General features: G+C 50.4%; 21 protein-coding genes, 1 tRNA gene and 1 pseudogene. 8 read left to right on the top strand and 15 right to left on the bottom strand.

The annotated features are described in order from the left end of the window. Nucleotides 1–100: 100 nt before the first annotated feature. The gene (locus tag MTP37_RS00470; RefSeq protein WP_249237721.1) at nt 101–1303 is read left to right on the top strand and encodes an aspartate aminotransferase family protein; all 1203 of its coding nucleotides are present in this window, start codon (nt 101–103) and stop codon (nt 1301–1303) included. Next, nucleotides 1300–2214, top strand: a complete 915-nt coding sequence (gene argF / locus MTP37_RS00475) for an ornithine carbamoyltransferase (protein ID WP_249237722.1) — start codon at nt 1300–1302, stop codon at nt 2212–2214. Before MTP37_RS00470 ends, argF begins: the two co-directional genes overlap by 4 nt. Nucleotides 2215–2320: 106 nt before the next feature. On the opposite strand, the gene MTP37_RS00480 is transcribed toward argF, so the two are convergent. Further along, nucleotides 2321–3688 carry an MATE family efflux transporter gene (locus MTP37_RS00480; RefSeq protein WP_249237723.1) on the bottom strand — a complete coding sequence of 456 codons (1368 nt, stop codon included), beginning with the start codon at nt 3686–3688 and terminating at the stop codon, nt 2321–2323. Between the two features lie 639 nt (nt 3689–4327). Here MTP37_RS00480 and MTP37_RS00485 point away from each other — a divergent pair. Continuing rightward, nucleotides 4328–4419: transfer RNA gene (locus MTP37_RS00485), tRNA-Ser, on the top strand. A gap of 87 nt (nt 4420–4506) precedes the next feature. Here MTP37_RS00485 and MTP37_RS00490 read toward each other — a convergent pair. From MTP37_RS00490 to MTP37_RS00515, 7 genes are all read right to left on the bottom strand, one after another. Continuing rightward, on the bottom strand, nt 4507–5682 hold the full coding sequence (locus MTP37_RS00490) for a tyrosine-type recombinase/integrase (protein ID WP_249237724.1): 1176 nt from the start codon (nt 5680–5682) through the stop codon (nt 4507–4509). 93 nt (nt 5683–5775) lie between these two features. Then, nucleotides 5776–6015: a helix-turn-helix domain-containing protein gene (locus MTP37_RS00495; RefSeq protein ID WP_316543814.1), complete on the bottom strand. Its 240-nt coding sequence runs from the start codon at nt 6013–6015 to the stop codon at nt 5776–5778. Between the two features lie 42 nt (nt 6016–6057). Beyond that, complete coding sequence (locus MTP37_RS13240; RefSeq protein ID WP_437443576.1) at nt 6058–6210, bottom strand: hypothetical protein; 153 nt, start codon at nt 6208–6210, stop codon at nt 6058–6060. After that, on the bottom strand, nt 6207–6380 hold the full coding sequence (locus MTP37_RS13245; protein WP_437443578.1) for a type II toxin-antitoxin system PemK/MazF family toxin: 174 nt from the start codon (nt 6378–6380) through the stop codon (nt 6207–6209). Before MTP37_RS13245 ends, MTP37_RS13240 begins: the two co-directional genes overlap by 4 nt. A 73-nt stretch (nt 6381–6453) precedes the next feature. Then, a complete protein-coding gene (locus MTP37_RS00505; RefSeq protein WP_249237725.1) occupies nt 6454–7512 on the bottom strand; it encodes a ParB N-terminal domain-containing protein in 1059 nt (352 codons plus the stop codon). Beyond that, nucleotides 7490–7735, bottom strand: coding sequence for a hypothetical protein (locus MTP37_RS00510; protein WP_005942348.1), 246 nt, complete (start codon nt 7733–7735; stop codon nt 7490–7492). The genes MTP37_RS00505 and MTP37_RS00510 overlap by 23 nt, the downstream gene beginning before the upstream one ends. Before the next feature lie 435 nt (nt 7736–8170). Further along, nucleotides 8171–8449, bottom strand: coding sequence for a hypothetical protein (locus MTP37_RS00515; RefSeq protein WP_249237726.1), 279 nt, complete (start codon nt 8447–8449; stop codon nt 8171–8173). A gap of 103 nt (nt 8450–8552) precedes the next feature. On the opposite strand from MTP37_RS00515, the gene MTP37_RS00520 reads away from it, so the two are divergent. The 3 genes from MTP37_RS00520 (at nt 8553) to MTP37_RS00530 (ending at nt 11858) form a co-directional block, all read left to right on the top strand. Beyond that, a complete protein-coding gene (locus MTP37_RS00520) occupies nt 8553–9341 on the top strand; it encodes a DUF975 family protein (RefSeq protein ID WP_249237727.1) in 789 nt (262 codons plus the stop codon). Nucleotides 9342–9775: 434 nt separating this feature from the next. Beyond that, nucleotides 9776–11350 carry a type I restriction-modification system subunit M gene (locus MTP37_RS00525; RefSeq protein WP_249237728.1) on the top strand — a complete coding sequence of 525 codons (1575 nt, stop codon included), beginning with the start codon at nt 9776–9778 and terminating at the stop codon, nt 11348–11350. Further along, nucleotides 11334–11858 carry a restriction endonuclease subunit S gene (locus MTP37_RS00530; RefSeq protein ID WP_249237729.1) on the top strand — a complete coding sequence of 175 codons (525 nt, stop codon included), beginning with the start codon at nt 11334–11336 and terminating at the stop codon, nt 11856–11858. The genes MTP37_RS00525 and MTP37_RS00530 overlap by 17 nt, the downstream gene beginning before the upstream one ends. On the opposite strand, the gene MTP37_RS00535 is transcribed toward MTP37_RS00530, so the two are convergent. Next, on the bottom strand, nt 11847–12470 hold the full coding sequence (locus tag MTP37_RS00535; protein ID WP_330221219.1) for a restriction endonuclease subunit S: 624 nt from the start codon (nt 12468–12470) through the stop codon (nt 11847–11849). The genes MTP37_RS00530 and MTP37_RS00535 overlap by 12 nt on opposite strands. A gap of 148 nt (nt 12471–12618) precedes the next feature. Here MTP37_RS00535 and MTP37_RS00540 point away from each other — a divergent pair, with 148 nt between their 5' ends. Beyond that, entirely contained in the window at nt 12619–15759 is a 3141-nt protein-coding gene (locus MTP37_RS00540) for a type I restriction endonuclease subunit R (RefSeq protein WP_249237731.1), read from the top strand. Between the two features lie 148 nt (nt 15760–15907). Here MTP37_RS00540 and MTP37_RS00545 read toward each other — a convergent pair whose 3' ends face one another. The 6 genes and pseudogenes from MTP37_RS00545 to MTP37_RS00570 all read right to left on the bottom strand — a co-directional run bounded on the left by MTP37_RS00545 (nt 15908) and on the right by MTP37_RS00570 (nt 19953). After that, nucleotides 15908–16426, bottom strand: coding sequence for a hypothetical protein (locus tag MTP37_RS00545; protein WP_249237732.1), 519 nt, complete (start codon nt 16424–16426; stop codon nt 15908–15910). Nucleotides 16427–16552: 126 nt separating this feature from the next. Beyond that, complete coding sequence (locus tag MTP37_RS00550; RefSeq protein ID WP_112091936.1) at nt 16553–16891, bottom strand: helix-turn-helix domain-containing protein; 339 nt, start codon at nt 16889–16891, stop codon at nt 16553–16555. 162 nt (nt 16892–17053) lie between these two features. Further along, nucleotides 17054–17338: pseudogene (locus MTP37_RS00555) on the bottom strand (relaxase/mobilization nuclease domain-containing protein); the annotation flags it as partial. Between the two features lie 30 nt (nt 17339–17368). Next, a complete protein-coding gene (locus tag MTP37_RS00560; RefSeq protein ID WP_249237733.1) occupies nt 17369–18298 on the bottom strand; it encodes a ParB/RepB/Spo0J family partition protein in 930 nt (309 codons plus the stop codon). After that, on the bottom strand, nt 18255–19082 hold the full coding sequence (locus tag MTP37_RS00565; RefSeq protein WP_396344533.1) for a ParA family protein: 828 nt from the start codon (nt 19080–19082) through the stop codon (nt 18255–18257). The genes MTP37_RS00560 and MTP37_RS00565 overlap by 44 nt, the downstream gene beginning before the upstream one ends. A gap of 4 nt (nt 19083–19086) precedes the next feature. Next, nucleotides 19087–19953: a DUF6017 domain-containing protein gene (locus tag MTP37_RS00570; protein ID WP_249237735.1), complete on the bottom strand. Its 867-nt coding sequence runs from the start codon at nt 19951–19953 to the stop codon at nt 19087–19089. A 164-nt stretch (nt 19954–20117) separates the two neighbouring features. On the opposite strand from MTP37_RS00570, the gene MTP37_RS00575 reads away from it, so the two are divergent. Next, nucleotides 20118–21437, top strand: coding sequence for an AAA family ATPase (locus MTP37_RS00575; protein ID WP_158576330.1), 1320 nt, complete (start codon nt 20118–20120; stop codon nt 21435–21437). The last annotated feature ends 5 nt before the right edge of the window (nt 21438–21442 follow it).

Below are 21442 nucleotides of genomic sequence, written 5' to 3' on the forward strand. Positions count from 1 at the left end.
AGGCGGTATAATAAGAAAAATGACCCTCTCAAGCCTTTGCCAGCATTTTCTGGCGCGTCAGCGCCTGAGAGGGTTTTTATCGTCAGTAGGAGGTACACCTATGGATTCTGAAAAGGTCATCAAGCGGGACGGCGAATACGTCCTGCACACCTATAACCGCAACCCCATCGTGCTGGAAAAAGGCCACGGTCTGCGTGCCATCGGGCCCGAAGGCCAGCAGTATCTGGATTTTACCAGCGGCATCGGTGTCAACAGTCTGGGCTACTGTGATCTGGACTGGGCCGAAGCCGTTTCCGAGCAGGCCCATAAGCTGCAGCACTCCTCCAACCTCTACTACACGGCCCCCTGCGGCAAGCTGGCCAAAAAGCTGTGCAAGCGCACCGGCATGAGCAAGGTGTTCTTTGGCAACTCCGGTGCCGAGGCCAACGAGGGCGCCATCAAGGCTGCCCGTAAGTACAGCGTGGACCACTACAACAAGGACCGCACCACGGTCATCACGCTGGTGAACAGCTTCCACGGCCGCACCATCGCCACCCTGACCGCCACCGGTCAGGAGGTGTTCCACAACTACTTCGGCCCCTTCAACGAGGGCTTCCTGTATGCTCCGGCAGGCGATATGGAAGCGCTGCAGGAGCTGGTGGACCGCAACACCTGCGCTGTGATGCTGGAACTCATTCAGGGCGAGGGCGGCGTGATGGCGCTGGACCCGGACTATGTGCAGGCCGTGCGCAAGCTCTGTGACGAAAAAGACCTTGTGCTCATCGTGGACGAGGTGCAGACCGGCGTGGGCCGCACCGGCACCTTCCTGTGCTGTGAGCACTACAACCTCAAGCCCGACGTGGTCACGCTGGCCAAGGGCCTGGGCGGCGGCCTGCCCATCGGCGCGGTGCTGATGAACGAAAAGGTGGCCGCAGGCATGGGCCCCGGCACCCACGGCTCCACCTTCGGCGGCAACCCGGTGGTCTGCGCCGGTGCCAATGTGGTGGTGGACCGCATGGACCAGAGCTTCCTTGCCAATGTCAACGAGCGCGCCGTCCAGCTGCGCGCAGGCATCGCAAAGCTGCCCCATGTCAAGAGCATTTCCGGCATTGGCCTGATGGTGGGCATCGAGTTCTACGACCTCAAGGCCGCAGATGTGCTGGCCGCCTGCCGCGAAGCGGGCCTGCTGGTGCTGACGGCCAAGACCCGCCTGCGCCTGCTGCCGCCGCTGACCCTCAGCGAGCACGATGTGGACATGGCGCTGGAGATCCTGAGCGATGTGCTGAGCAAAATGGAGCCGACGGCTCCGAAGGAGCAGGCATGAAAAATCTGCTGAGAATGAGCGATCTCTCCCCTGCCGAGCTGACCCACATTCTGGATGTGGCCGACCAGCTCAAGGCACAGCAGAAGCTGGGCGGCACGGCCCCGCTGCTGGCGGGCAAAACGGTGGCTCTGATGTTCTCCAAGGCGTCCACCCGCACCCGCACCAGCTTTGAGGTGGGTGTGTACCAGCTGGGCGGTCTGGGCAACTACATGAACACCGCCGAGCTGCAGGCCGGGCGCGGCGAGCCTCTCAAGGACACCGCCCGGGTGCTGGGCCGCTACTACGACTGTGTGGTGTGGCGCACCTACCGCCAGAGCGATCTGGAAGAGTTTGCCGAGCTGGCCGGTGTGCCGGTGATCAACGGCCTGACGGATTACGCCCATCCCTGTCAGGTGCTGGCCGATCTGATGACCATTCGGGAGCGCCGGGGCAGCCTTGCGGGCCGGAAGCTCTGCTTTGTCGGCGATGGCAGCAGCATGGCAAACAGCCTCATCGTGGGCGGACTGCTGGCCGGGATGCAGGTCACCTGCGTCTGCCCGCAGAGCTACCGCCCGGCGGCGGATGTGTTGATGTTCGCCCACAAGTACGGCAGCGCTTTCCACCTGACCGCAGACCCTGCCGAGGGCATTCAGGACGCCGATGTGGTGGCAACGGCTGTGTGGAACACCGCCCAGCCCGGCACGTCGGAAAGCGAGCAGCGCCTGCGGGATTTTGTGGGCTACCAGCTCACCGGCAAGCTGCTGGAAAGCGCCAAGCCCGACGTCATGGTGCTGCACTGCCTGCCCGCCCACCGGGGCGAGGAGATCTCCTCGGCAGTGTTCGAGCAGCACGCACCGGAGATCTTCGATGAAGCCGAGAACCGCCTGCACGTGCAGAAAGCCGTGCTGGCCATTCTTCTGGCGGGGAAATAAGAGGGCAATGGCCCTCCTCCAAACAAAGAAATAACAAAAACCCGGAACCGTCTCTGAGCCATTTTAAGGCCCTGAAAAGGTTCCGGGTTTCTGCTTTAGCTGGGGATCATACGTGAGCCGCACCGCGGTCGAGGATCTTATCGAACCGGGCAAAGAAGGTGATAGTGGTGATGGTTGCGGCCAGAATGTCGCTGACCGGCTCGGCCAGAAACACGCCGAACACCGGGTTCGGCAGCAGGTGCGGCAGGATGAAGATGAGCGGGATCAGCAGGATGATCTTGCGCAGGCAGGCCAGCAGCAGGCTTACCTTAGCCTGCCCCAGCGCCATAAAGCTCTGCTGGCAGGCGATCTGGAAGCCCATGGCAAAGATGCCCGCCATGTAAATGCGCATGGCCCAGGTGGTGTAGGAGATCAGCGCACTGTCCGAGGTGAAAATACCGGCCACTGCGCCGGGTACCAGCATCATCAGAAGCCAGAACACGCAGGTGTATACGCCGCACAGGGTCAGCTGAAAGCGGAAGGCTTCCTTGACGCGGGGCTTTTTGCCTGCGCCGAAGTTGAAGCTTATGACAGGCTGACCGCCCTGACAGATGCCCTGAATGGGCAGGGTGCACAGCTGGGATGCGCTGGTGATGACGGTCATGGCACCCACGGCCACATCGCCGCCGTACCGCGCCAGACTGGAGCTGAAACTGATGGACAGCAGGCTCTCGGTGGAGAGCATCACAAAGGTGGAGATGCCCAGCGCCATCACCGGCAGGATGACATTGCGCTCCGGGCGCAGATAGTCCCTGCGCAGGCGCAGGAGGGTCTTTTTGCCGGTGAGGAAGCGCAGGATCCACACCGCGCCCACAGCCTGACTGAGCACCGTGGCAATGGCTGCGCCCCGCACGCCAAGTCCGAACCCGAAGATGAGGATGGGGTCAAGGATGATGTTGATGACCGCACCGATCACGGTGGTGAGCATACTGGTTTTGGCAAAGCCCTGCGTGGTGATGAAGGGGTTCATGCCCAGCACCAGCAGCACGAACACCGAGCCCAGAAGGTAGATGCGGCTGTAGCTCAGGGCATACGGCAGGGTGGCATCGCTGGCACCAAACAGCCGAAGCAGCATCGGTGCCCCGACATAGAAGCTGATGGTCAGCACCACCGAAAAGAGCAGCAGCATGGTAAAGCTGTTGGAGATGATCTTTTCTGCCTGTTTCTTGTCGCCCTGCCCCAGAGCAATGGCGGTGCGGGGCGCACCGCCTGCGCCCACCAGCATGGCGAATGCATTCAACAGCATCAAGATGGGAGTGAACAGGCCCACGCCGGTCAGCGCTGCCGCACCGATGCCCGCGATATGGCCGATGTAAATTCGGTCCACGATGTTGTACAACAGGTTTACGACCTGCGCTACCACCGCAGGGATCATGAGCTGCAGCATCAGGCTGCGGACGTTCCCACTGCCCATGTCCTGTTTTGACTGTGCCATGGATGTGATTCTCCTTTTTACTTCAAATTTGAATTATATCCTCTATATCCCCTCTATTATACTCAAAACCCGCAAAAATACCAGTCCCTTTTCGCAAATTTTTCCATGTTCCGCTCAAAAGTGCAAAAAGCTCCGGGTCTGCCGCACAGCAGACCCGGAGCTTGGAACGCGAAAAAGTGTTGACGCCAACAGGCTTTTTTGCTATACTATATAAGGTTTATCGTGGAGATGTATCGAAGTGGTCGTAACGAGAACGACTCGAAATCCGGGTGGATGCTTCGCCGCATTTCTCCATTTCACACGAGGAAACGTCAGAATTTGATGTTCTGGCAGGCTTCTTGACCTGTCTGAACGATGCGTTTTCTAACAATATTCTAGCATTAAATTTCTAAGATTCAAGAGGAAATCGGCAATATACAAATTGCAATTTCTTCTCAAAATACAACATGGAGTAGTACTCAAGTGGTCGAAGAGGCGTGACTCGAAATCTAACTGGCTTTTTGGAAGTGGATTTCCGGTTTTGCTAGGTTTCATGCGGGTTTTCCGACTTCGAGAGTGAACGATTTTCGGTCGTTCTCTCCTGAAATTCTCTCCAAAGTTTTCCCGGAATGCACGGTGCATTCTAAGAATTTAATATCTGGAGCATTACTCAAGTGGTCGTAAGAGGTCGCACTCGAAATGCGATAGGCCGGGAGACCGGTGCCAGGGTTCGACTCCCTGATGCTCCGCCAAATCGAATGGACAGATGAATTTTATTCGTCTGTCCATTCTTTTTTGCCGGAACATCGCCCGTCCACCCTGTCTTGGGGCGTATGGCATCATGCTGACGCATTGCCATAGCCCAGCCCCTCCAGCATCGCCTGTGCAGACGAGAGCTTGGAAGCGTAATCGAGGTGGGCGTAAATATTGGCGGTGGTGGAGAAGTCGCTGTGACCCAACCATTCCTGAATCTGCTTCATGGGAACGCCGTTTGCCAGAAGAAGGCTGGCGCAGCTGTGGCGCAGATCGTGGAAGCGGATAGGACGCAGACCGTTTTTCTCCAACAGCTTCGGGAACTGCTCGGAAACGTAGTTGGGACGGATGATGTTCCCAATCTCGTCCACACACAGATAGCCGAGATAATCCCGATTGTAGCTTTTACCGCACAGGCGGCGGTAGGTGTCCTGCTGACCTTTCAGCATCAGCAGACGGTCACGGATGGGCGGCACAAGGGGCAGCGTCCGCAGGCTGGACTTCGTTTTTGCACGATCAGCCTGCACCAGAACCTTTTTGCCGTCGATGGATGCCTGCGTGACGATGTGCTTGATCTCCAACGTGTTGGCTTCAAAGTCGATGGCATCCCATTTCAGACCCAGCACCTCGCTGCGGCGCAGGCCGTAGAAGGATGCCAGCAGAACCGGGATCTCCAGTTTGGTGCCCTCTGCGACCTCCGTCAAAGCATGAATCTCATCGGCACTGTAATAGCTGCCTTTGAACTCGTTCTTCTTCGGACGCTCGACCTTATCTGCCGGATTGGTGGGGATCAGGTCGATCTTTACCGCATACTTCAGCGCCTTGTGGATGTTTGCATGGTAATGGATCACCGAATTTGCCTTGACCCGTTCAAGCTGCTTGGTGTAGAAGTCCTGCAAGTCGGTGGCTTTCAGGTCTACCAGTTTGATGCCGCGCTTTCGGAAATAGGGAACGATCACACGCTCCACCATTCCCTGATAGCTGGCATAGGTCGTGATTTGGATAGTGCTTTTCGCAACTTCCAGCCATTTCAGCATGAAGTCCGAAAAGAGAATGTCATCGTCTAAGCGGATCTCCGCAGGTGCGGTGGAAACCATGAAGTTCCGCCGACGTTCCAACAAAAGAGCCTCGGCTTTCTTCTTGTTCCTCTTGACGGACAGACCGGTGGCTTCCCACTTGGTCTTTCGCTTTCCGTTTGCGTCCTTGTAACTCAGAACGATGTAGTAGAAGTCGTTTTTTTCTTGCAGATGCCCTGCTACCATAGTATTTCCTCCTGTCTTTGCATCCACTTGAATATGTAACTTCTGCCGCTGACACCATCAGTGTACCCAACGGCAGGAGAGAATGCAAGGATGTCACGCCCGGACAGCATGACCGGGTGCGAATCCGATGAGATAGGTCAAAAGATGTGCCTTGGGGATGCGGTAGGAGCGTCCCACCTTCAAATGCTGGACGCTCCCTTTTTTCAAAAGCGCATACCCGGTTTTTGTGCTGACGCTCAATACCTCGCACATCTGGTCGATATTCAATACGTCCGGGTAATCCCGGAGCATCACACGGTACGCATCACGGGGATTCAGATTTTCCTCACCCAAACAGATTCCTCCCCTCTCTATAATGGAGTGTAGAATATATCTTTATGATGTGATTTCAGCGAGAGCAAGACTTGAAACAACGCCTTTCTCGATCTCCTGCATTTCATTCTGCGTAATCCGCCCTAGAAAACGCTGTATGCGGCTTTTGTCTATCGTGAAGATTCTGTTCCAGCTGAACCACAGATGGCTTTTCAAAGGCCGTATTGTGGGCTATCAGAACGTGTGTGGGCTGATATCTCTTTTTTTTCGGTGCGGGAAGTCACCGTTGCCACGATAAGGGTAGGCGCATAGCGGTTTCCTACATCGTTTTGCAGAACCACCACAGGGCGGGTGCCGCCCTGCTCGGAGCCGATGTGCGGCTCCATGTCTGCATAGTAAATGTTCCCTCTGAGGTATTTCCAGTCTTTTGGTATGATTGCGATCAGACCTCCTATCCTTCTATAGCACTCTCTCCTTTATCGTCTGAAGATAGGCAGAAGTGTCATCAATCAGATAAAGAATGGCACTTCGGCAGTCGTTGTCCTCAAAAACATCGGGATAGTCTTTGAATACGAGATTCCAGCGGCGGATAAAGTCCTCCTTTGCGCCCTGAACTTCGCACATCATAATCGAGCCGTTTGCAACGGTCATTTTATGATGACGGTTGTCAATGGATTGCCGAAGTCGTTTTCGATCTTCGTCTGTAAGACAGCGTTTGTGACCTTGGATACTCCTTTTGAAATCCGGGGGCGAATTGCTTACTGGCTCAATTTCATCCTCGGTATGGACTTCATTGGAATCAGGAGCATCGTCGGCAGCAACATCGGATTTTTCCGGGCTTGTCGGCTTCTTTGCTTTCCGGTCCTTCTTGGGTTTGCGTAGCTCCTTGATGATTGCCGGGATTTCTTCTTTTGGGGTTTGCGCCAAAGCGGTGATCTCGGCATCGGTAGCCTTGATATGCCCGGTCAGTATTTCCTCCATTGCACCGGGGACGGCAGCTTCCGCCGCATCAACGCCTTTTGCGTATTTTTCTGCTCGTTGCACAAACTTGGAACTGACACCATTTTTGTTGGCAATACGTTCACAAGTTCGTTTTTCGGTCGACCTCATGTGGACATTTTGTCTACATGAGGTGAATTTCCCGGATTCATCATGTTCTCTATGTGTTGACCCACCCACAGAAAGTTTTTCATTTTCGTAGGTTTTCCCCATCAAGAACTTCCGGCGTTCCGGGTCAAGATTTCTGCGCCCCAACTGATTCTGACAGATCCATGCCAGTGCAGCGTAACGGTCGGGCAACTGGATTTCCTTCACTTCAAAAGCGATTTCCGGGTGATGCTTGAGGATGCGATACCGGGAATGTCCATCCAGTATGTAACCGTTCCAGATGATGAGTGGATTCAGTAGCCGCCGCTCCTGAATCATGTTCTGCTCTAAGATGTGTTCCTCCTCGGCGTTCAGCGGCGGGATCTTGCCCTGAAACTCCGGGTCGATCTTAAGCGCATTCAGATTCATCATCAAACCGTCCCTTCTTAAAGTAGGTGGATTTCGGGCTGGTGGGCTGGATGTAGTAATCGTAGCCGAAGTTGGTCTGGCAGTAGGTGCAAGGCTCCTTGGTGAGCTGATAGGGGTCTGCACGGCGGACGCGAATGCCACGCGTGTTCCGAAAGGCATTCAGGCAGCGGGGGCAGAGGGTGGTCAGGGTCGATTCGTCAGTCTTGTGGGTAAAAGTACGGCTCATAATCAATACCTCCGTGTCATCAGAATGAATATTCGGTATGGAAAAAGCCCACTGCCTAGATTCAGAAGAATCCCGGTGGTGGGCTTTGAAGTTTTTGTTTTAAGTGTCCCACCCTATTTGTCCTCGACGCCCGGTGGGGATTGGAATACACCTCGGTGAGGGGGATTGCACCCTTCCTCTCATTGGCTTTTCAGCCACCCCGCCTTCTTTATAGCCGGGCCGCGAATTACGGAAGTTTCATTGTTTTATCCGAGGGAATGATATTCAGTTTTCAAGGTACGTCTTACAGCTTCGGGCTTCTCCCCATCTGGGGTGTTGCCCTTGCTGTGACCATAGTGTACTTGAAAACTGAAGTTCTCGTTAGGAACCAGTAGTTCCGGTTTTGCCATTTTCACCGGAACCAATCGTTCCGGTTTACAACAGTAAAGCGTTTGATCAAGCAGATTCGGCCTCAATCTCCATTGCAGCAAATGCCAGAAGCTGTTTACCGAATGATTCTATAATCTGCTTCTGGTCATGGATTTTTTTGCTGAGTTCCAGTTCCTTTTTGGTTTCTACTTTCCCAAGAATGAGGTAATCCAAAGTGACATCAAGATGTACTGCTATTTCAACGAACAAATCCAGCGGCGTATATGATGAACTGGACAAGCTGCTGAAGTAAAGGAAGGGGCTGTTGCACACGGATAAAAGCCGGTGCAACAGCCTCTTTTTCATTCATGCTGCAATTTTTTCAGCGTTTCAAACGTATCTAAATTAAAGTGGCATATCATATTCCTTTTCACACATACTTGCCATTTTCAGACAGGAGGTTGCTTTTATGAAAATATCTGCCGACTATCGTATGCTCGCTCTCGATGCTCTGCGCGGAAAATGGAAAACTGCTGTTCTGACAGGTATTGCCGCCAGTGCGCTCGGTGCTACCATTGTGAGCAGTTCCAACAGTGTCGTTTCCAATTCCAATCAGGCAAAGGACATTCATTTTAACCTGTTCGCCCAGCCAAACGGCGGTCGGCTGCTTGCTGTTTTGCTTGTCGGCATTGGTCTGTGGGCAATCCTCCAACTGATCGTGGGCGGTGCAGTTCAACTGGGATATGCTCATTTTAATCTGAACCTTGTAGATGGAAATGATGCTGCCATCTCGGACTTGTTCTCTCAGAAAGACCGTCTGTGGGATGGCTTCTGCATGAAATTTCTGCAGGGTCTGTACATCGCCCTCTGGTCGCTGCTGTTGGTGATTCCGGGAATCGTGAAAACATACAGCTATGCGATGACACCTTACATCATGTCCGAACATCCTTCGCTGACCGCAAATGAAGCGATCACAGAATCCCGGCGGATCATGAATGGCAACAAATGGCGGCTGTTCTGTCTGGATTTCAGCTTCATTGGCTGGGAGTTGCTCTGTTCGTTGCCACTGTATGCCGGGGGGTTTCTGGTTTTCAAATATTTCACCGGTTCAGAGGCTATGGCGATTTCTCTTTTTCTTCTGCTGACAATTCCATTGAGCATTGGCTTCTTTTTTGTACGCCCCTATGAGGAAGCTGCATGGGCCACTTTCTACCGTGATATTACCGCAGCACCTACCGAACCGGATGAAGCATACTGACTTTTATACTATTTCTCAGATGTGACCGGACTTTCGAGGTGATCTGCGTATGGAGAAGAAACCTGACCGTTCCGAAATAATTACAATGACCCTCTTGTTTGCTTTAACGCTGGTACTTACGGTATTAAAAGTGACGAGAGTGCTTTCATTGCCTTGGTTGTGGGTGCTGGGTCCGCTTTGGCTTGGTACATATCGATACCGCGACTAGGGCTGATTGCGCTGGGAGATTTCTCCCAGCGCTTTTTATTACTCGGAGATGCCAAGATATCTACCAGTGTTTTGCCTTGATTCCAAAGGTCTGAAAATCACCAAGACCGACTTTGAAAACAAGTTGGATAAAATAATTTTTTCAAAGAAAATAGCTTGATGTCCTACTTTTTGGATGAAAAGTGTGCTATTCTTAGTAAGGAATAAAGATATAGGAGGATCATGGTATGGCGCGAGCTACATCCAAACCCAAGAAAGAAATTTCCATGGAGGAAGCCCTTTGGAAATCGGCTGACAAACTTCGTGGTTCTGTCGAGCCAGCAGAGTACAAGCACGTTGTTCTCAGTCTCTTCTTTTTGAAGTTTGCCAGCGATAAGTTTGAGGCACAAAGGAAAACTATTTCTGAAAAATACGGTGAGAAGTTTGTTGACAATGTTGCCTTCTATACGAAAGACAACGTGTTCTTCCTACCTGAGATCAGCCGTTGGTCTTTCATCATGGCGAATGCGAAACAGGATGATATTGCGCTGAAAATCGACACCGCCCTCTATACGATTGAGAAAGCGAATCCCACACTGAAAGGCGCACTGCCGGACAACTATTACTCACGTCTCCACATTGACACGGCAAAGCTGGCGTCGCTGCTGGATGAGATTGACAAAATCAACACCGGTGACAAAGAAAATGACATTATCGGACGGGTCTACGAATACTTCCTGAGCAAGTTTGCACTTGCGGAAGGCAAAGGCAAGGGCGAGTTCTATACGCCAAAGTGCATTGTCAATTTGATTGCAGAAATGATTGAACCGTATGATGGCATTCTCTACGATCCTTGCTGCGGTTCTGGCGGTATGTTCGTGCAGTCAATGAAGTTCGTGGAGGCACATCACGGCAACAAGAAGAAGGTCTCTATCTACGGTCAGGAGTATACAAACACAACGTATAAGCTGTGCAAAATGAATCTGGCTATCCGCGGCATCTCTGCAAACCTTGGAGAAATGGCAGCGAACACATTCACCAATGACCAGCACAAGGACCTCAAGGCAGATTACATTATGGCAAACCCGCCTTTTAACCAGAAAGAATGGCGTGGTGATAATGAGCTGACTGATGATCCGCGCTGGGACGGCTATGAAGTTCCGCCCACGAGTAACGCAAACTATGGCTGGATTCTGAACATTGTTTCAAAGCTCTCTCAGAACGGTGTTGCCGGTTTCCTGCTTGCTAACGGCGCACTGTCTGACGATGGTACAGAGCTGAAAATCCGCCGTCAACTCATCGAGAACAATCTCGTTGAAGCAATCATCATCCTTCCCCGCAACCTCTTCTACACCACCGACATCAGTGTCACGCTTTGGATTTTGAACAAGAACAAAAAGGCTCGTGTGGTTGAAGAAAATGGCGAGGTAAAACGCTTCCGTAACCGTGAGCGGGAGATTCTTTTCATGGACTTGCGGCAAATGGGAAGCCCCTATGAAAAGAAGTACATTGAACTGACAGAAGAAGACCGTGCGAAGGTCACGAGCGTCTACCACGCATGGCAGCAGGAAGGCTATGAAGAAACTTATCAGAATGTGCCTGAATTTTGTTACAGCGCATCCTTCGATGAGATTGCAGAAAAGGGATTTACCCTTGTTCCGAGCCGTTACATCGAGTTTGTAAACCGTGATGAGAACATCGACTTTGATACGAAAATGAAGACGCTGCAAAGTGAGCTTCGTGATCTGCTTGTTGCAGAAGAGAAGTCGAAGGCTGACCTGTTGACTGTGTTTAAGGAGCTGGGCTATGAAATCGAATTATGAACCTCTTGGTAAACACATTCGGCTTATTGATTATCGGAACTCCGAGGAAGTCACCAGCAATGTTCTTGGCATAAGTATCGACAAAGAATTTATGCCTTCCGTCGCAAATGTGATTGGCACAGATTTGAGTCGGTATAAGCTGATTAGCAAGGGACTGTTTGCCTGTAACCCGATGCACGTTGGGCGCGACGAGCGTCTTCCGATTGCGCTCTATGAGGTGGACAATCCCGCAATAGTTTCTCCGGCATATTTCATGTTTGAAATTATTGACCACAACATCTTGAATGAAGAGTATTTGATGATGTGGTTTCGCAGACCGGAGTTTGATCGTGAATGCTGGTTTATGACTGACGGCAGTGTTCGCGGCGGAATCACATGGGATGATCTTTGTCGTATAAAGCTCCCTGTTCCTACCTATGCGAGACAATGCGAGATCGTCGAGAACTACCGTGCAATTACAGACCGCATTGCTTTGAAGAGAGCGGAAAATGATAATTTAGCGGCTTGAGATTTGGGACAGGAGTAGACGTTTCAGAGACTCCAAATGTTGTATTTCATATTGGTTTTCTCTGATCGAAGAAAACAGTGGCTCAACTTTATTGTGGTACTCTTTCATTGATGCCTCGTCAGGAAGTAGGATTGGTATCTGACCGAAGAGTGTTTTGTTGATGTTCAATGTTGTACTTCCGCCAGCTCCGAGTTGCTTCAAATACTCATTAAGCGTTGTCATTTTCGTATATACATAGAATGGGCTAATTTGGTCTTTGCATATAATTGAGTTAATCTGTTGGTTGGTCTGACTTGGTTCAGCAGTAAGACAAACCAAGCCTACGGATGCAATGCAACTTACGCAAACGCTGTTTGCTGGAAGCATTTTTCCCGGCTGTGTTGATGCGCCTTTCTCTGAAAGAAAGCGGGCGGTTGATGTTGTATAGACACTTCCGTGCATATCCGGAATTGTAATAAACGGGATTGTCCCACCATAGTTTTGCGGATCGGCAGTTGGAGGTGTCTTTCCGCAAATCACATCAGAGGCTATATCATCAACCGTCATCTCCTTCCAAGATGATGGCTGTGAGCCATCAAAGGGAATATAGTCAACAAAGAAGCACTTGTAGATGGATAATGCAGTCGCTTCTAAATTATCATTTACGGGAGAGAACGATTATGGATAAGATGAATCTACATAAGTGCACACACGCGCTATCCGTGAAGAGAAAATCGTTCTGTGGTCTGGGAATAGAGTAAACAGAAAGGGGGAAATTATAATGGCTAACTTCAATGAGCATTCTCTTGAAATGTCCATAATGGAGCTGTTTCAGGAAGAAGGATATATCTATTTGAATGGCGAGCAGATCCACCGCGAACGCTCTGAGGTTCTGCTTATCGATGATTTGCGGAAGTACCTTCTGAACAGATATGCTGTGGAAGGGCTTACTCCAAGCGAAGTTGATAGCATTATCCTTCGCTTGAGGTCTATTTCCGGCACAATCTATGAGGCAAACAAAGCCGTCTGCAAATTGATTTGCGATGGCTTCATTTTCAACCGCGAGGATCATACAAAGAAGGATCTTTATATTGAATTGATTGATTTTGATGAGCCGGAGAAAAACGTGTTCAAAATCGTCAACCAATTTGAAATTGAAGGCATTAACAACCAGCTACGCATACCTGATGGGATTGTTTTCATCAACGGCATCCCTGTTGTTGTGCTTGAGTTCAAGAGTGCAGTCAAAGAAAACACAACGATCATGGACGCATATACGCAGCTCACCGTGCGTTATCGCCGTGACATTCCTGAACTCTTCAAGTATAACGCCTTTATCGTCATAAGCGATGGCGCAAATAATAAATACGGCTCCTTCTTTTCTCCGTATGACTTCTTCTATGCGTGGAGAAAGATCGAGGCCGACGATAAGGAATTGGACGGCATCAATTCCCTTGTAACTATGGTGAGTGGACTGTTCCGCAAAGAACGGCTTTTGGCAGTCATCAAGGATTTTGTCTATTTTCCTGATAGCTCGGACAAAGACCTCAAAATCGTCTGCCGCTATCCTCAGTATTTTGCTGCGGTCAAGCTGTTTGAGAATATCAAGGCACATCTCAGACCGGAGGGGGACGGCAAGGGCGGCACATACTTCGGCGCGACAGGCTGCGGAAAAAGCTATACTATGCTCTTCCTCACAAGAATGCTTATGAAGAGTACCTTCTTCCATAGCCCTACAATCCTGATTATTACAGACCGAACGGATTTGGATGACCAGCTATCAAAGCAGTTCGTAGCATCCAAGAAGTACATCGGTGACGAAACCGTTGTAAGCATTGATTCCCGCGAAAAGCTGCGTCAGGAACTTCAAGGCCGGACAAGCGGCGGCGTGTACATGACTACCATCCAAAAGTTCACTGAGGATTTGGAACTTCTGACAGATAGAACCAATGTAATCTGTATTTCTGATGAAGCACACCGCAGCCAGATCAACCTCAATCAGAAAGTCAAGGTTACTGCGGAAGGTGTGGAGCGAACCTATGGGTTTGCAAAGTACCTCCATGATTCCCTCCCCAATGCAACTTATGTTGGGTTTACCGGTACGCCCGTAGATGGTACGATTGAAGTATTTGGTCCGGTTGTCGATGCCTACACAATGACAGAGGCGGTCAAGGACGGCATCACAGTTAACCTTGTCTATGACGGACGCGCTGCACGGGTCACTCTTGATCAGGCAAAGGTTCGGGAAATCGAAGATTATTATGACCGTTGTGCTGTTGAGGGTGCAAATGAGCATCAGATTGAGGAAAGCCAGAAGGCGGTTGCTCATATTGATGCGATCATCGGTGATCCTGACCGACTTCACGCAGTTGCGGAGGACTTCATTAACCACTATGAGACCCGCGTTGCCGAAGGAGCTACGGTCGCAGGAAAAGCAATGTTTGTCTGCTCTAATCGCAAGATTGCATACGCTTTTTATCAGATTATAGTTGGAATGAGACCGGAATGGGCAGAGAAAAAGGTTTGTCCTGACGGGGTTCAACTGACGGAAAAAGAGAAAAAGGAACTCAAGCCCATCGAGAAGATCAAGCTCATTATGACGCGAAATAAAGATGATGAGCCGGAGCTTTATGAAATGCTGGGAACGAAGGATGATCGCAAGGAGTTTGACCGTCAGTTTAAGAACGTAAAATCTAATTTCAAAATTGCGATTGTTGTTGATATGTGGCTGACTGGCTTTGATGTGCCGGCACTTGACACAATTTACATCGACAAGCCTATCCAGCAGCACACCCTTATTCAGACGATTTCCCGCGTCAACCGTGTCTATACCGGCAAGGACAAGGGTTTGATTGTGGACTATATTGGTATCAAGAAAAACATGAATCTTGCTCTCAAGAAGTACACCAACTTTGAGAGTGATGAGTTTGAAGGCGTCGAGCAGTCTGTCACGATCGTCAAAGACCAGCTTGATGTTTTGGCACAGATGTTCCACAATTTCAATAGTGCGGATTACTTCAACGGCTCTCCGAAAGAGCAGCTTGCTTGCCTCAACCGTGCTGTTGAGTATGTCCAACTCACGGAAGATTTAGAAACACGCTTTATGGCTGCGGTTAAGCGCATGAAGCAAGCGTTCAATCTGTGCAGTTCCAGCAATGCAATTTCCGATAAAGAGAAGGACTATTTGCACTTCTATTGTGCTGTGCGTTCGATTCTTTTTAAACTCACAAAGGGTGACGCCCCTGATATTTCGCAAATGAATGCTCGCGTCCGTGAACTGCTTGAAGGTGCAATTCAATCAGATGGTATAGAAGAACTGTTTGAAACCGGGAAGCACATCTCCGTTGATATTTTCAGCGATGAGTATCTGGATAAGATAAACGCAATCCCGCTACCCAACACGAAAATCAAGGTTTTGCAACGACTTCTCTCTCAAGCGATTGACGAATATAAAAAGGTCAATCGAATCATGGGCATGGAGTTCTCGGATCGTCTCAAGCAGGTCGTTGATGCATACAATAATCGTCGGCGTGACGAGGCTTTTGCCAACGAAGTCCTTGACGATGTAGCGGAACAACTTGCGAAGCTTCTTGAAGAACTCAAAAAGGAAAAGGATTCTTTCAAGGGCATGGGGATTGACTATGAAGAAAAGGCCTTCTATGACATCCTCAAGGCGGTTGCTAAGAAGTACGAGTTCGAGTACCCGGACGATAAGATGATTGAATTGTCAAAGCGGATTAAGATTATTGTCGATGATAAAGCCAAATACACCGACTGGTCTACCCGTGATGATATTAAAGCAAATTTGCAAGTTGACCTTATTCTGTTACTGGACGATTTTGATTATCCGCCTGTAACTATTGATGACGTCTACAAAGAAGTTTTGGAACAAGCTGAAAATTTTAAGAAGTATTCAGAATAACAACTTAAAAGGACGCATAGCTTACGCAAGCAATGTTTTCGTCTATACAAAAACACTTTTTGCGTTGCAAAATGCTTGTTGGGGAGTGCCCCAAACCCCTTTGTTCTGCATTTTTCAATGCAGGCTACGCATCCCGATGGGACGCTTTTTACCCGGTGATGTTCTCCGGGTCGTTGAGGACTTGCATAAGGTGTGATGCCGCTTCTGCCAAAGAAGCGTACTTCATCTGTTCCGGCACCGGCGCATCCAGAAGCGCAGCACCCCATTTCTGCATACATTTCTTAAGATCCTTCTGCGCTAGTTGTGCAGCCTCCCGGCGAACCTCTGGGGATGTGTCCGTGTCCAGAACATAGGCAGCATGAAATCTGCCGTTGCAATCTTCCGTCAATTGCACCATGGAATTGTGGTCAATCCAGAAATGGCAGAACCAGAGTTTGCCCCCGATGTTCTCCATGTCATGGTGCAGTTCTTCTTCATCGCTCCATTGCGGCACTTCGGAAAGAATGCTCTGCAACTGCTCATACGCCTGCTGCTCGGCAGGGGTTACTTTCTTGCATCGGTATTCCCGCTGGATGGTGCGTTGCCAGTACAACGCCAGCTTGCCCTGCTTTGCGCGCTCGGTTGCATCCTGAATATCCACTAAAATACTGTACTGCGGTTCTCTCATTTCTGCACCCCCGAATCAACTCTTTAGAAAGCAACACGCTCTATAAGAATGATTATAGCCGAAAGGAATGCAAAAGAAAAGCGTACCGGCTAAATCCCCGCCGATACGCTTGCAAAGTTTGTGATTTTATTCCTCGTTTGTGAGATAAGGGAGATTGCCGATATAGGTGTCCAGCAGATCGAGTGCCGCCTTTTTCTGGATGGGGGTCAAACCTTCTAGCCGCTTGCAAATTTCATCGTCGGTCACATGAGATGCGCTGGGAACCAGATCGCACAGCAGTGTGTCTGCGGAAATATTCAGAGCATTCAGAAGTTTAACAATGGTGGCAAGACCGGGTTCCTTTAAGCCGCGCTCTACCATGCCGATATAGTTGGAAGAAAGTTCGGATTTTTCCGCAAGCTGTTCCAGTGTCAACCCATGCTGTATCCGCTGCTCCCGTAGTCGCTGTCCAAAAAGCTCTTTCATAGTGCAACCTCATCCTATCGTGTTCTTTACACTCCATAGGATACCTGCTGGCTGCACCAACATACACAATCGAAAGAGATAAACCATTCCGTTAAAGATTGAGTCAACAAAAAAAGATTGCCGGGTGCCGACCTCTTACGGTCAGTTCCCGGCAATCTGCGTTTATCGAGTCTGCTCGTTCTCCTGTACTGTTTTTTCTTCCGCAAAAAATCGCTCCACGTTTTTCTGTGCCCGAACCAGTTCTTGCATCTCGTTCCGTGCTTTGCGGTAGTCCGGGTAAGCGGCTTTCTTCTTGGTCAGCAGTTCTGAGAACTCCGCATCCAACTCCTTGACTTTCGGCAATTTTTGCAGCCCGGCTTCGTCAAAGGCAGCTTTCGCCGCCTTGTGCAGAGTGATTTCCTCCCGATGGGCTTCCAGAAATGCTTTGCTGTACCCGGCTTTCCGATAAAAAAGACCCAATCGGGTCTTACGTTACGGTCAGCGCTCGTTGCGGCGCTGCTGCTTTTTCTGCCACGCATCCAGAAGCTGGATGATCTTCTCCTCCATCTGTTTGGGCGTGTAACTGCGGGGGAAATACTTCCGCAGGGTCTCATTTTTGATGGTCACGGTGTCTTTCTCGCTCTTTTTCTCCTGTCCCATCACATCAAAGGCTTTTTCGTAGCTGAACTCTCCCTGCTGTGCCATCTTTTTCAGTTGCTGCGCCTGCGATAAGGACGGCGCATTCTGGGTGTCCTGCATGGCTTCTAAAAAATCCCGCTGTTGGCTTTCGTCCAGATAGGACAGCTCCACAGCGGGATTGAAGGAGATTTTCTTTTCGTCTACCATGTCCAGCAGTTCCGGGATAAGGTTGGTCAGGCGGATGAACCGCTGGACTTGATTGCGGCTTTCACCTAAATCCTGTGCCACTTTTTCATCCGCTCGTAACTTCGTCCCAATTTGGGACGAAGTTAAATCCGACCTAGCACCTTGATTTTTTAGAGCTTCCAGCTTCATTTTGTAGGCGAACGCCCTCTCGCTGGGCAAGATGGTTTCACGCTGGAGATTGCTGTCCACCATGAGCAAAACTGCGGCATCATCATCCATATTGCGGACGATGACTGGCAACGTTTCTAGCCCGGCAAGTTTAGCCGCATACTGACGGCGGTGCCCGGAGATGATCTCGTAGCCGTCACCATCCGGGCGGGGACGGGCAATCAGCGGAGCCAGCACACCGTACTGTGCAATACTCTCCACCGTCCGGGTCATGGCTTCATCGTCCAGCACCTTGAAAGGGTGGTTGGTGAAGGGGTGCAACGCATCAATGGGAATCTGCTGCACCTGTTCCCGTTGCTCCTCTTGTCGTTTTTCCTCGGTGGAGAACAGGTCATCTAGCCCTTTCAGAGCTAAGTTTCCGCTGTCGATCGGCATCCGCCTGCACCTCCTTTGCAAGAGATTTGTAGGCTTCTGCCACCTTACCCTTGGGGTCGTGCTGGAAAATGCTCTTGCCCACGGCACTGGTTTCAGCCGCTCGGACAGAGCGGGGAATGGTCTGCTCAAACACCTTCAGGTGCTTTCCGTATGCCTGCCGGATCAGATTGCTGATCTGCTTTCCGTAGTTGGTGCGGCTGTCGGTCATGGTCAGCAGAATACCCTCGATTTTCAGTTTCGGATTGATCTGCCGCCGGACTTTCTGCACCGTCTGCAAAAGCTGTTCCAGACCTTTTGCGGAAAGATACTGCGCCTGCACGGGAATCAGGGCAGCGTCTGCCGCCGCCAGTGCATTGATGGTGAGCATCCCCAGCGAGGGCATATAGTCTAGCAGAATAAAATCGTACTCTCGTTTGGCACTGTCCAGCACCTGTTTCAGCATCTTTTCCCGGTTCATGCTGTTCACCAATGCCACTTCCAGCCCTGCCAGTTCGATGTTAGCCGGAATCAGGTCAACGCCCTCTGCATGGTGCAGAACGCCCTCGCCGGGCGGAATGCTCTGGTCGTTCATGGCTTTCTGCATCAGGGTGGAGAGAGTGGAGGGCAGTTCGTCGGGCTGCTGCCAGCCCATGCTGATAGTCAGCGACCCCTGTGGATCAGTATCCACCAACAGGACTTTTTTGCCCTCCATCGCCAGCCCGATGCCCAGATTCTCACAGGTGGTGCTTTTCCCTACACCGCCTTTTTGATTGGTGACTGCGATAATCGTAGCTTTCTTTGCGATAACATCACCCCGCCTTCGGTGAACCACGCGCAAAGTCGTGGTTCGTCTTGTTCTGATAGTAGAGGTTCATGGTGGTGGGCGCATTGTAGAGCATCGCCAGCAGATACTGCTTCATGTTCCGCACCGGGGCGGTATTTTCTGCCAGAGAATCCAGCACAAAACGGATGTGGTCGGCGTTCAGCTTTTTCAGCCGGCTGCGTACCACCTTGGTGGGCTTGTCATCTCCGGCAATCCGCAACATCTTGCGTTTGGTGGAACAGGTGTCCACAAGCAAGTCCATGATTTGATAGATGGTGTCCTCATCGTCCGGGCAGAGCCGGAGCAAGAGGTCCACCTCCAAAGACTGATAAAAATAATCCTCAAGCTGCTCCCGGATGCCCCCGGAATAGATAGGGTCAGGATCGTTCCACTCTGTCTTATTCTTATCAGTCTTATTTGCTTGCGGTTTTGGCTGCACCAGAATTGCGCTTTCGGCAGCGCCTGAATTGCTGTTTGGGCAATTCTGTACTTGCGCTTTTGGCAAGCCGGAGGAAAAGTCCTTGACGTAGATCAGGCTGGGTCTGCCCAGACCACGGCGCTTGCGCTCAATGAGGTCGATGTCCTCCAGTTCCCGGAACAGCTTGACCGCCTTGTGCTCGCCGCAGCAGAGGGATTCCTGCACTTCCCGGACAGTGTAGATGATATACACCCGGCCTTGCTCGTCCAGCCAGCCGTTCTTTGCAGACAGACTCATGCGGTCCAGCAGAATGCCGTACAGCGTCCGGGCATCGGTGGAGAGCTGCCGGAAACGGCAGTCTTGGAACAGTGCTTTGGGGATGCGGAAATAGGAGAACAATTCGCCCGACTGACCATAGAAGTAGTCCAGCGTCATTTGGTGTGACCTCGGATTTTCAACTGTGAGTGCTTATTCATGTGGAAAACCACCTTCTTTCAGAAATGAATGTAAAAACAGGTTGACATTTGCCAGCGAGAACGCTTACAATGGGAGATAGTAAAAGAGTCAACCCAAAACTATGTTGGATAGGAGGACAAACGGTGAAACTGCAAACAATTCGAGTGAAAAATTTCAAAAATTTCACTTCAGCAGCAGATGGTGGCTTTATTGAAATCGCTTTGAATGGTAAATCCACAGTCTTTTATGGCAACAATGGCTCAGGTAAATCGACTCTCCTCAGTGCAGTTTGCTATGCTGCATGGCCTTTTATCAACAGGCTGAACAATGCTCAAGGAACGGGATACCGAACATTAGATAAGGAACAACTGCATATTGGTCAGCGCAGTGGAAGTAGTGCGCGATATGGTACCGGTATTGTGTTACAGCTTGACGGAGAAACATTCGAGATCACAAAAGAAATGGAAAAAACCGCATCTGGTCGAGTGAATGCGGTCAATGCAAGTCAGCAAAGTAAGCAAGCGGTTGATTTAGCACAGTTTTTTAATGAACATTATCTGGCGGACGATGATACAGTTGCCGGAGATGATTGCCCGAAGCAGAATATGCCTGTGTTTCTAAATTACGGAACAAATAGACTTGTTCTGGATGTTCCATTAAGGATACGCAAAAAGCATTCTTTCTCCAAAAGAACAGCATTGGAAAGAGCATTGGAAAACAGGCTTGATTTCCGTACTTTTTTCGAGTGGTTTCGCAATCAGGAAGACTTTGAAAATGAGCAGAAAAGTATAAAACGCGATTGGGATTATCGCGATCCTGCGTTGGAGTGTGTGCGAAAAGCAGCCCTCTCAATGCTGGACGATGCTGAAGAAATCAAAGTGCGTCGGAATCCTCTCCGAATGGTTGTCATACGCAATGATAAAGAATATCGCGTAGACCAACTGTCAGATGGTGAAAAGTGTACGCTAGCCTTGCTGGGAGACATTGCTCGCCGCGTGGCAATGGCGAACCCCTGCCGTGAGAACCCGATGGAGGGAGAGGGCATCGTACTGATTGATGAACTTGATCTGCATATGCACCCTGCGTGGCAGAGGAAAATACTATCAGTGCTTCGGAAACTTTTCCCAAACATTCAGTTTTTGATTACAACGCACTCTCCGCAGATTCTTGGGGAAGTGGATAGAAGCTACAATTTGTTTATGCTTGAGAAAAATGCTGATGGCGAAAGCGAGCTACACGATCGTTATCTATACGGTAAGGATTCTGACAGCATTCTCCGTGCGGATATGAATGTTACTGTTCGCACATCCGAAGCTGAAGAATTGTTTGAAAGGTTTTATCATGCTCTCGACCAAGATGATTATACGGTTGCTGAAACCGTTCTCGACGAGATGAATTCTAAGCTGGGTGATGACCCTGAAATTGTAAAGTGTCGCACACAGTTGGATTTCAGCCGTATGTGAGGAAA

This window comes from Faecalibacterium sp. HTF-F (assembly GCF_023347535.1).
In the GTDB taxonomy this organism is placed as follows: domain Bacteria; phylum Bacillota; class Clostridia; order Oscillospirales; family Ruminococcaceae; genus Faecalibacterium; species Faecalibacterium wellingii.

Bases quoted from the DNA above. Each gene is read 5' to 3' on its own strand.
- MTP37_RS00470 (WP_249237721.1), top strand. From the start codon at position 101: ATGGATTCTGAAAAGGTCATCAAGCGGGACGGCGAATACGTCCTGCAC.
- argF (WP_249237722.1), top strand. From the start codon at position 1,300: ATGAAAAATCTGCTGAGAATGAGCGATCTCTCCCCTGCCGAGCTGACC.
- MTP37_RS00480 (WP_249237723.1), bottom strand. From the start codon at position 3,688: ATGGCACAGTCAAAACAGGACATGGGCAGTGGGAACGTCCGCAGCCTG.
- MTP37_RS00490 (WP_249237724.1), bottom strand. From the start codon at position 5,682: ATGGTAGCAGGGCATCTGCAAGAAAAAAACGACTTCTACTACATCGTT.
- MTP37_RS13245 (WP_437443578.1), bottom strand. From the start codon at position 6,380: ATGGAGCCGCACATCGGCTCCGAGCAGGGCGGCACCCGCCCTGTGGTG.
- MTP37_RS00505 (WP_249237725.1), bottom strand. From the start codon at position 7,512: ATGATGAATCTGAATGCGCTTAAGATCGACCCGGAGTTTCAGGGCAAG.
- MTP37_RS00510 (WP_005942348.1), bottom strand. From the start codon at position 7,735: ATGAGCCGTACTTTTACCCACAAGACTGACGAATCGACCCTGACCACC.
- MTP37_RS00515 (WP_249237726.1), bottom strand. From the start codon at position 8,449: ATGAAAAAGAGGCTGTTGCACCGGCTTTTATCCGTGTGCAACAGCCCC.
- MTP37_RS00520 (WP_249237727.1), top strand. From the start codon at position 8,553: ATGAAAATATCTGCCGACTATCGTATGCTCGCTCTCGATGCTCTGCGC.
- MTP37_RS00525 (WP_249237728.1), top strand. From the start codon at position 9,776: ATGGCGCGAGCTACATCCAAACCCAAGAAAGAAATTTCCATGGAGGAA.
- MTP37_RS00530 (WP_249237729.1), top strand. From the start codon at position 11,334: ATGAAATCGAATTATGAACCTCTTGGTAAACACATTCGGCTTATTGAT.
- MTP37_RS00540 (WP_249237731.1), top strand. From the start codon at position 12,619: ATGGCTAACTTCAATGAGCATTCTCTTGAAATGTCCATAATGGAGCTG.
- MTP37_RS00545 (WP_249237732.1), bottom strand. From the start codon at position 16,426: ATGAGAGAACCGCAGTACAGTATTTTAGTGGATATTCAGGATGCAACC.
- MTP37_RS00550 (WP_112091936.1), bottom strand. From the start codon at position 16,891: ATGAAAGAGCTTTTTGGACAGCGACTACGGGAGCAGCGGATACAGCAT.
- MTP37_RS00560 (WP_249237733.1), bottom strand. From the start codon at position 18,298: ATGCCGATCGACAGCGGAAACTTAGCTCTGAAAGGGCTAGATGACCTG.
- MTP37_RS00570 (WP_249237735.1), bottom strand. From the start codon at position 19,953: ATGACGCTGGACTACTTCTATGGTCAGTCGGGCGAATTGTTCTCCTAT.